General features: G+C 70.8%; 9 protein-coding genes. All 9 read left to right on the top strand.

What is annotated here, in order from left to right; genetic code table 11:
• Nucleotides 1-1,315: alpha/beta fold hydrolase (locus ALLO2_RS22315; protein WP_035734591.1), on the top strand; the 1,315-nt coding region annotated here is incomplete at its 5' end.
• 70 nt (nucleotides 1,316-1,385) lie between these two features.
• Nucleotides 1,386-2,486 carry a 3,5-dihydroxyphenylacetyl-CoA synthase DpgA gene (gene dpgA, locus ALLO2_RS22310; RefSeq protein WP_035734593.1) on the top strand — a complete coding sequence of 367 codons (1,101 nt, stop codon included), beginning with the start codon at nucleotides 1,386-1,388 and terminating at the stop codon, nucleotides 2,484-2,486.
• Complete coding sequence (gene dpgB / locus ALLO2_RS22305) at nucleotides 2,480-3,121, top strand: enoyl-CoA-hydratase DpgB (RefSeq protein WP_035734590.1); 642 nt, start codon at nucleotides 2,480-2,482, stop codon at nucleotides 3,119-3,121. Before dpgA ends, dpgB begins: the two co-directional genes overlap by 7 nt.
• On the top strand, nucleotides 3,118-4,416 hold the full coding sequence (gene dpgC / locus ALLO2_RS22300; protein ID WP_035734589.1) for a (3,5-dihydroxyphenyl)acetyl-CoA 1,2-dioxygenase DpgC: 1,299 nt from the start codon (nucleotides 3,118-3,120) through the stop codon (nucleotides 4,414-4,416). Before dpgB ends, dpgC begins: the two co-directional genes overlap by 4 nt.
• Complete coding sequence (gene dpgD / locus ALLO2_RS22295; RefSeq protein ID WP_035734588.1) at nucleotides 4,413-5,210, top strand: enoyl-CoA-hydratase DpgD; 798 nt, start codon at nucleotides 4,413-4,415, stop codon at nucleotides 5,208-5,210. The genes dpgC and dpgD overlap by 4 nt, the downstream gene beginning before the upstream one ends.
• A 136-nt stretch (nucleotides 5,211-5,346) precedes the next feature.
• Nucleotides 5,347-6,414, top strand: a complete 1,068-nt coding sequence (gene hppD / locus ALLO2_RS22290; RefSeq protein ID WP_035734587.1) for a 4-hydroxyphenylpyruvate dioxygenase — start codon at nucleotides 5,347-5,349, stop codon at nucleotides 6,412-6,414.
• Nucleotides 6,415-6,438: 24 nt separating this feature from the next.
• Nucleotides 6,439-7,317 carry a prephenate dehydrogenase gene (locus tag ALLO2_RS22285; RefSeq protein ID WP_011436865.1) on the top strand — a complete coding sequence of 293 codons (879 nt, stop codon included), beginning with the start codon at nucleotides 6,439-6,441 and terminating at the stop codon, nucleotides 7,315-7,317.
• Nucleotides 7,317-8,642 carry a PLP-dependent aminotransferase family protein gene (locus tag ALLO2_RS22280; RefSeq protein ID WP_035734586.1) on the top strand — a complete coding sequence of 442 codons (1,326 nt, stop codon included), beginning with the start codon at nucleotides 7,317-7,319 and terminating at the stop codon, nucleotides 8,640-8,642. Before ALLO2_RS22285 ends, ALLO2_RS22280 begins: the two co-directional genes overlap by 1 nt.
• A gap of 291 nt (nucleotides 8,643-8,933) precedes the next feature.
• Nucleotides 8,934-9,158: an MbtH family protein gene (locus ALLO2_RS22275; RefSeq protein WP_035734592.1), complete on the top strand. Its 225-nt coding sequence runs from the start codon at nucleotides 8,934-8,936 to the stop codon at nucleotides 9,156-9,158.
• Nucleotides 9,159-9,332 lie beyond the last annotated feature (174 nt).

Genomic DNA, 9,332 nt, shown 5'->3' with positions numbered 1-9,332 from the left:
GATCCGTGGTTTCCGGATCGAGCCCGGCGAGATCGAGGCCGTGCTGTCCGGGCATCCCGCCGTCGACCAGGTCGCCGTCGTGGTGCGTGAGGACCAGCCGGGCCACCGGCAGCTCGTGGCCTATCTCGTGCCACACCAGGAGATCGGCGCGGCGGAGATCCGCGCCTTCGTGGCCGGGCGGCTGCCCGAGTACATGGTCCCCGCGGTGGTGGTCGAGGTGGCGGAGCTGCCGCTGACCGCCAACGGCAAGCTGGACCGCGCGGCGTTGCCCGCCCCCGACTTCGGTGCTCTGGCGACCGGGCGGGGGCCGCGCACCGCGGTCGAGGAGCGGTTGTGCGCCCTGTTCGCCGAGGTCCTGGACCTGGNGNNNGTCGGGGCCGACGACGGCTTCTTCGACCTCGGCGGCGACTCGCTGCTGGCCATGCGGCTGATCGCTCGCATCCGCGAGGTGCTGGGCACGGAGCTGAACGTCCGCACGCTGTTCGCCGAGCCCACCCCGGCCGGTGTCGCGGCATCCCTGGAGACCCGCGGCGAGGACGACGACTTCGACGTCCTGCTGCCGATCCGCACCGAGGGGACCCGGCCCGCGCTGTTCTGCGTCCACCCGGTGGAGGGCATCAGTTGGCGCTACACGGGCCTGGCCGACCACCTGCCCGCTGACCTGCCCATCTACGGCCTCCAGGCACGAGGCCTGGCCCGGACCGAGCCGTTGCCGCGGACCGTGGCGGACATGGCGGCCGACTACTTCGAACGGATCCGATCCGTCCAGCCCACCGGCCCCTACCACCTGCTCGGCTGGTCGCTGGGCGGGGTGGTCGCCCATGCCCTCGCCACCCACATCCAGGCACGGGGCGAGCAGGTCGGCCTCCTGGCGATTCTCGACGGCTATCCCGCCTCCACCGCCGTACGGAGCCGGCCGGAGGACGGCCGGGAGGTCATGCCGAAGGTCCGCGGGAAGATGGACCAGCGGCTGGACCGGATGATCGAGCAGGTCGTCGGCCGTGGGGACGTCGGCCGCGGGGACGTCGACGGCGAGCGGCTGCGCAGGATCCGCTCGGTGCTCGACAACACCATGAGGCTGGGCGCGGAGTTCACTCCGGATGTCCTGCACGGCGACCTGCTGCTGTTCGTCGCGCTGCTTGACCGGTTGCCCTCCCAGCCCGCAGCCGAGGCGCCCACCCTGTGGCGGCCCTACGTCGACGGGCGGATCGACGGTCACGAAATCTCAGGAGCCCACCAGGAGCTCATGCAGGCAGAACATCTCGCGGAGATCGCACGGGTGATCACCGAGAAGCTGGCACGACACGAGAGGTGAGAAAGGTGCCGACGACAAGCATTCGACCGCTCCTCCGTAGCAAGCCGCGCATGTGGGGATGGACCTTCCGATGACCATCAGCCTCGACCGGCCGGAGCCCCCGGCCGCAGCGCNCCCGCACGTCCGGCCGANCGCCAGGATCGNGGGTGTNGGGACCGCCGTGACCGCCACGTCGTACACCCAGCGGGAGCTGCTCGACATCCTGGGCGTGACGGATCCCAGGGTCCGCTCGGTCTTCCTCAACAGCGCGATCGATCGGCGCCACCTCACCTTGCCCCCGGCCGACGCTGCCGGCCGCCGGGTCTGCGAGCCGCAGGGCGACCTGCTGGACAAGCACAAGCGGCTCGCAGTCGGCATGGGGATCGAGGCCCTCACCGCCTGTCTGAAGGACGCCGGCGCCGAGCTGGCCGACTTGGGCCATCTGTGCTGCGTGACCTCGACCGGATTCCTCGTCCCGGGGCTCAGCGCACTGATCATCCGCGAGCTGGGCATCGACCGGCACTGCAGCCGCAGCGACATCGTCGGCATGGGCTGCAACGCGGGCCTGAACGCGCTCAACGTGGTGGCCGGCTGGTCGGCGGCGCACCCGGGAGAGCTCTCCGTCGTGCTGTGCGTCGAGGCGTGCTCGGCGGCGTACGCGCTGGACTCCACGATGCGCACGGCCGTGGTCAACAGCTTGTTCGGCGACGGTGCCGCCGCGGTGGCCATGGTCGCCGGCACGCCAGGTCCGGGGGCGCGCATTCTGAAGTTCGCGAGCTGCGTCATCACCGACGCGATCGACGCCATGCGCTACGACTGGGACCGCGACCAGGGACGGTTCAGCTTCTTCCTCGACCCGCAGATCCCCTACGTGGTGGGCGCGCACGCCGAGCTGGTCGCCGACCGGCTGCTGGCGGGCACCGGCCTGCGGCGCAGCGACATCGCCTACTGGCTGGTGCACTCGGGCGGGAAGAAAGTCATCGACGCGGTCGTGGTCAATCTCGGGCTCACCCGCCACGACGTCCGGCACACCACCGGAGTCCTGCGTGACTACGGGAACGTGTCCAGCGGCTCCTTCCTGTTCTCCTATGAGCGGCTGTGCCAGGAGGGCGTTACCCGTCCCGGTGACCACGGGGTGCTGATGGCCATGGGGCCCGGCTCCACCATCGAGATGGCGTTGGTCCAATGGTGAGGGCGAAGGAGATCGTGCTGAGGATCGACGGCGCCCAGCCGTTGTCGGCCGAGTCGGTCCGCCGGGTCGCCGAGGTCTGCGACCGGGTGGAGGACTCCGGCGGGACCGCAGCCCTGGTCGCCCACGTGTCGGGCGCCCCGCGCGGCGGGGTGCCCGAGGACCTGACCGTCGGTCTCGTGACCAAGTGGGAGCGGGCACTGCGCCGGCTGGAGCGGCAGTCCGCGACGACGGTCGCCATCGCCTCGGGGGACTGCGGCGGGACGGCACTCGACGTACTCCTGGCCACCGACGTGCGCCTGGCCACCCCCGGCACTCGGCTGCTCGTCATGACCGACGGCGGGGCCACCTGGCCCGGGATGGCCCTCTACCGGCTCGTCCAGCAGGNAGGGACCGCCGCGGCTCGCCGGGCAGTGATGTTCGGCGCGCCGATCGACGCCGTCGAGGCGCTGCGGCTCGGGCTGCTCGACGAACTGTCCGACGATCCGGAGGGCGTGCCGGTGGAAGCCTTCCCCGGGCGGGAGCTGGCGATCAGACGGCAGCTGATGTTCGATGCGAGCACCACGAGCTTCGAGGAAGCGCTCGGTGCCCACCTGGCCGCCTACGACCGTGCGCTGCGCCGCGGGGCGGCATCATGACGGCCGGGGTCGCCGCCCCGCAGCGGGCGGAGAAGGCTCTGGCCGAGGCGGCCGAGCGCGCCGAGGAACGGCTCGCCGCGTTGCCCGAGCCCGCGGTGCGCTCACCCGAGCAGCGGGCCGAGGCCGCCGCCGTGGTGGACGGGATCCGCCTGCTGCGGGTCCGGTTCATGGACGCGCATGCCGACCAGGTGTACGACCGGCTCACGGCTGGCCGCACCATCAGGCTGCGGCTCGGTGAGCTGGTCGAGGCCGCCGCGACCGCGGTCCCCGGCCTGGTGCCCACCACCGGGCAACTCGCCGTGGAACGCGAGCGGCCGCAGAGAAACAAGGAAGGGCGCGAGATCGACCAGGGCATCTTCCTGCGGGCGGTGCTGCGCTCGCCGCTGTCCGGTCCGCACCTGCTCGACTCGATGCTGCACCCGACCCCGCGCGCGCTGGCGCTGCTGCCCGAGTTCCGCCGCACCGGTTCGCTGCGGCTGGAGACGGTACGCCTGGACCGGCGCGACGGGGTGGCCCACCTCACCATGTGCCGCGACGACTGCCTGAACGCCGAGGACGAGCAGCAGGTCGAGGACATGGAGACCGTCGTCGACCTGGCCCTGCTCGACCCGGCCGTCCGGGTGGGGCTGCTGCGCGGCGGGGAGATGAGCCATCCGCGCTACCGGGGCCGGCGGGTGTTCAGCGTGGGCATCAACCTCAAGCGCCTGCACGCCGGGGAGATCTCGCTGGTCGGGTTCCTGCTGCGTCGCGAGCTCGGCTACATCAGCAAGATCGTTAGAGGTCTGGTCGCCGGAGAGGGGGCGACCTGGCGCGGTGGCGTGATCGAGAAGCCGTGGGTGGCCGCCGTGGACACCTTTGCCATCGGCGGCGGGGCCCAGCTCCTGCTGGTGTNCGATCATGTCCTGGCCGCGGCCGACTCCTACTTCAGCCTTCCGGCCACGCGGGAGGGCATCATTCCCGGGGTCTCGGCGCTGCGGCTCAGCCGGTGCGCCGGGCCACGGCTGGCCCGCCAGGTCATCCTGGGCGGCCGCCGCATCTGGGCGACCGAGCCCGCGGCCCGGTGCGTGCTCGACGAGGTCGTCGAGCCGCACGAGCTGGACGCCGCCGTCGACCGGAGCGTGGCCCGGCTCGACGGGCCGGCGGTGGTCGCCAACCGGCGGATGCTGAACCTCGCCGAGGAACCTGTGGCGGAGTTCCGCCGCTTCGTGGCCGAGTTCGTGCTGCAGCAGGCGCTGCGGCTTCATGATCAGGATGTCATCGACAAGGTCGGCCGATTCGCCGGGAGCCTCGCATGAACGAGCCGCGGGTGCGCTACGCGAAGAAGGGCCACGTGGCCAGCATCATGATCGACCGGCCTGAGGTGTTCAACGCGCTGGACCAGCGGACTCACCAGGAGCTCGCCGCGATCTGGAACGACGTGGAGGCCGACGATGAGGTGTGGGTGGCGGTGCTGACCGGCGCGGGCGACCGGGCCTTCTCGGTCGGCCAGGACCTCAAGGAGCGGGCAGAGCTCACCGAGCGAGGCGCGCCCGCCACCTCCCTCGGTAGCCGGGGTCAGCCCGGCTGGCCCCGGCTTACCGAGCGCTTCACCCTGTCCAAGCCGGTGATCGCGCGGGTCAACGGGTACGCGCTGGGTGGCGGGTTCGAGCTGGCCCTGGCCTGCGACCTCATCGTCGCCGCCGAGCACGCGGTCTTCGGGCTGCCGGAGGCGCGGCTCGGCCTGATCCCCGGGGCCGGCGGCGCGTTCCGGCTGGCCCGGCAGCTTCCGCTGAAGACCGCGATGGGGTATCTGCTCACCGGTCGCCGGCTGACCGCCGCGACGGCACTGCGGTTCGGCCTGGTCAACGACGTGGTTTCCTACCCGGAGCTGGACGGCTGCGTCGCCGAGTGGNCCGACGACATCATCAGAAGCGCCCCCCTCTCGGTTCGCGCCATCAAGGAAGTGGTGCTCAGATCTCTCGACATGCCGCTGCCGGAGGCATTCTCCGCCCGATACCACTGGGAAGAGCGGCGCCGGCACAGCCTGGACTCCGCGGAAGGGGTCCGAGCGTTCGTCGAGAAACGCGACCCAGAATGGGCTGGCCGCTGAGCCCGCGCCGTCCGCCGCCCACCGCTGGTGCGTCGTCCAGGAGAAAAGAATCCGTAATCGGGGGTGGGCGTCATTCCGGTTAACCAGCGGGCTGGGGTGGAAAGCGCGTCGAGGCGCAACGAACGGAGGGGCAAGAATGGACATTCATTCGATCGACCACATTGAGCTGTTCGTCGAGGACGCCGCGCAGGCTGCGGCCGAACTGTGCGATTCCTTCGGTTTCACCGTCACCGGCCGAGGCGGGCCGCGCACCGGGCTCAAGGGCTGCGAGTCGGTGCTGCTGCGGCAGTGCGACATCACTGTCGTCGTCACCGCCGCGACCAGCTCCGACCACCGCGCCGCCGAGTTCGTCCGTCGGCACGGCGACGGAGTGGCGGTCATCGGCTTCGCCNTCGACCAGGCGCAGGCCGCGTTCGCCGAGGCGGTGAATCGTGGAGCGGTGCCGGTCACGCCGCCCGAGACCCTGGGAACGCCGGGCGGCCGCGTGACCTTCGCGTCGGTGGCCGGGTTCGGCGACGTGGAGCACCGCTTCACCTCCCGGGAGGCGGTCGAGGGGCCCTTCTCGCCCGGCCTCATCGAGGAGACCGTCCCAGACCGCTCCAACGAAGGCCTGCTCAGGGCCATCGACCACGTCGCGGTCTGCCTGCCCGCCGGCGAACTGCACCCGACCGTACGCGCCTATCGGGACGTGTTCGGCTTCACCCGGACCTTCGAGGAGCGCATCGTGGTCGGCTCTCAGGCCATGGACTCCCAGGTGGTGCGCAGCCCGTCCGGCAAGGTCACCTTCACCATCATCGAACCGGACACCACCCGCGCCCCCGGCCAGATCGACGAGTTCGTCCGCTCGCACGGCGGGGCGGGAATCCAGCACATCGCGTTCCGCACCGACGACATCACGGCGGCGGTCCGGGACAGCGCGAAGCGCGGGGTGCGGTTCCTCACCACCCCGGCGAGCTACTACGAGGCGCTGCCGGCGCGGCTCGGCCCGGTCGGCGTCCCGGTGGAGACGCTGCGTGAGCTCAATATCCTGGCCGATCGCGACCACGGCGGCGTCATGCTGCAGATCTTCACCGCGTCCCGGCACCCCAGGCGGACCTTTTTCCACGAGCTGATCGACCGCCGCGGCGCCCACACGTTCGGCAGCAACAACATCAAGGCCCTGTACGAGGCCGTCGAACGCCAACGGGCCGCCGAGAGCGCCTGACCTCGGCCTTGGGGGAGTGAGCAGGTGGGAGCTGATCTCGTGCCCCGGCGCCTCATCGTCATCGGCGCCGGATTAATCGGCACCTCGATCGCCCTGGCCGTACGCGACCACGGCGCCGACGTGCTGCTGACCGACCGCGATCCGGCGGCGGCGCGGCTCGCCGCGGGCCTCGGCGCCGGGGTGGTGCTACCCGGTGGACCCGCCGCCTACCGGGGCGCTCCCGCCGACCTCGCGGTGCTGGCCGTACCGCCCGCCGCCGTGCCTGCCGCCCTGCGGGACGCGCAGAAGCACCAGGTGGCCCACGTGTACACCGACGTGGCCAGCGTCAAGCAGGCGCCGATCGCCGAGGCTGCCAAGCTGGGCTGCGACCTCACGGCCTTCGTCGGAGGCCACCCCCTGGGCGGCAGGGAATGGTCAGGGCCGCTGGCCGCCCGGGCCGGCCTGTTCCGCGGCCGGTCCTGGGTACTGTGCCCCACCGGCGAGTCCGGCGCGGCCGCCGCCGCCACGGTGACCGCGCTGGTGCGGGCCTGCGGCGCGCGGCCGGTCCTGATGGATCCCGCCGAGCACGACCGGGCGATGGCGGTGATCTCGCACGCCCCGCACGTGGTGGCCTCGGCGATGGCGGCCCGCTTCGTGGACACCCCGGAGACAATCATGAGGCTGACCGGGCAGGGTGCGCGCGACGTCACCCGGATCGCGGCGGGCGACCCTCGGCTGTGGCTCGGCATCATGTCGGCCAACGCCCATCCGATCGCCGACGTGCTCGACGAGGTGGCGCGGGATCTGGCACGTACGGCCTCGGCGCTGCGGTCCGAGGGGAACACCGCCGTCACCGATCTGCTGGTCCGCGGCCGGGTCGGGCACGGTCGCATCCCCGATCCACAGAAAGTGGAGGACAGCTGATGGAGACAACCCATTACCCGCGCAAGGAAGACCTGCGCAAGGAAGACCTGCACTCCAGCGTCGCCGATCCCGTCATGGACACGATGAACTTTCTCAACGAGGTCACCGTGCGTTTCCCCACGGCGATCTCGTTCGCTCCTGGACGGCCCTATGACGGCTTCTTCGACATCGAGCAGATCTTCACGCAGGTGCGGCGTTATCTCGATCACCTGGCCGAGCGGGGCGACTCGCCAGCTCAGATCCGCGACGCCCTGTTCCAGTACGGCCCGTCCGCCGGACAGATCCGGAAGCTGATCGCCGAATCACTCCGGGTGGACGAGGGCATCGACGTGCCGCCGGAGTCCATCGTGGTCACGGTCGGCTGCCAGGAGGCGATGTTCCTGGCGCTGCGGGCGCTCATGCGGGACCCGGGCGACGTGCTGGTCGTCTCCAGCCCGTGCTACGTGGGGATCACCGGCGCGGCCCGGCTGTTGGACATCGAGGTGACCCCGGTCGAGGAACGGGCGGACGGGCTGCACTGCGCCGATCTGGCGGCCGCGGTCGCGGCCGAGCGGGCGCGCGGGCGCCGGGTCAGGGCCGTCTACGTGGTCCCCGACCACTCCAACCCCTCCGGGGTGACCATGCCGCTGCCGGCCCGGCGGGCGCTGCTCGACCTGGCCGTACGCCTTGACCTGCTGATCCTTGAGGACAGCCCGTACCGGCTGGTCAGCCCGGGCCCGCAGGTGCCGACGCTGAAGTCGCTCGATCCGGCGCGCCGGGTGATCCACCTCGGCTCCTACTCCAAGACGGTCTTCCCGGGGGCCCGCGTCGGATTCGCGGTCGCCGACCAGGTGGTGCGGGACGCCTCCGGAGGGACCGGGCTGCTGGCCGACGACCTCGCCAAGATCAAGAGCATGGTCACGGTGAACACCTCGCCGCTCAGCCAGGCCGCCATCGCCGGGGCCCTGCTCGCCGCCGACGGCCGGATCTCCGAGCTGAACGGCGAGACCTCGGCCTACTACGGCGACACCATGCGCGCCATGCTGCAGTGCCTGGACAAGCACCTGCCGGCCGAGCGGCGGGCCGAGCGCGGGGNGAGCTGGAACTCACCCCGCGGCGGATTCTTCCTGACCATGCGGGNGCCGTTCCGTGCCGACAATGCCGCGCTGACCCGTTCGGCGCAGGACTTCGGGGTTATCTGGACGCCGATGTCCTACTTCTATCCGAAGGGCGGCGGCGACCACAGCATCCGGCTGTCCACCAGCTACCTGACCCGCTTCGACATCGAGGAGGGCATCGCGCGGCTGGTCGGCTTCGTGGAGTCGCAGGCCAACCCGCCGCGCTGAGTCGGTTACCGCACTGAGTCGGTTACCGCACCGAGCCGGTTACCGGGGTGAGCCGGTTACCGGGGGCCATGGGTCGGCTGGCCGGGTGAAGCCTATGAACGGGGCGTGCACGATGACGAGGCGTGTCGTTCGGTCATCGAATCTGAGTGGACATTTTCAGGGCCGGATGTCCAACTGCTGAATCGGACATCTGGCCGGGTACCGCCTTGCTCTGCCCGTCACGGGTCGGTTACCTTACAGTGGGATGAGTCGTTATCCCCAAATGGTCGCCGACGGAGAGAGGTAATGGTCATGACCAATCCCTTCGAGGACGAGTCCGCCAGCTATTTCGTGCTCGTCAACGACGAAGGCCAGTATTCGCTCTGGCCGGTCTTCGCCGAGGTTCCAGGAGGCTGGTCCATCGTCCACGGTGAGGACTCCAGAAAGGCGTGCCTGGACTTCATCGAGGAGAACTGGACGGACATGCGGCCCAAGAGCCTCATCGCGGAGATGGCGGAGTACGAGACCGCCGACTGACGGCAGGTCTCGCCGCACCACTCGATACCGGACGGATGAGGCGGGGNCGNCGATGCCTGGTACTGCGGACCTGACACTACCGGAGATGTTTCAGGCGCAGGTGGTCGCGCGGCCTGATGCGGTGGCGGTGGTCTGTGAGGATGTGCGGTTGACCTATGCGGAGTTGGATGCCGC

The sequence above is a fragment of the Frankia sp. Allo2 genome (genome assembly GCF_000733325.1).
Lineage (GTDB): Bacteria > Actinomycetota > Actinomycetes > Frankiales > Frankiaceae > Frankia > Frankia casuarinae.
This window is presented reverse-complemented; position numbering and strand designations above follow the sequence as displayed.